This is a genomic window from Vibrio sp. HI00D65, from assembly GCF_001635455.1.
Lineage (GTDB): Bacteria > Pseudomonadota > Gammaproteobacteria > Enterobacterales > Vibrionaceae > Vibrio.
Genome location: NZ_LWEH01000109.1, coordinates 1 through 219 on the forward strand (window position 1 = coordinate 1; position 219 = coordinate 219).

Consider the following 219-nt stretch of genomic DNA (forward strand, 5'->3'; position numbering starts at 1 on the left):
CACTCCCAAGGGAGAATCGAAGATAAGGCCACCAGAAGGTAAACCAGAGGCAAACTGAATCCCGACACTCTTTTTAATCACGCTAGCCTCATCGATGTGTTTGATAAAAGGCGCAAACACGTTGTTAGCCGCAAGCGAGTTCCAGAAGTTATCGACTCGCGTTTTCACATGGCTCTTTTGGTAATCAACCAAGTGATAAATCACCCCGCTATAGGTCAT

At 46.1% G+C, this 219-nt stretch carries 1 pseudogene; it reads right to left on the reverse strand.

From position 1 onward, the window contains the following. Window positions 1-219, reverse strand: a pseudogene (locus tag A3712_RS27750) (hypothetical protein); the annotation flags it as partial.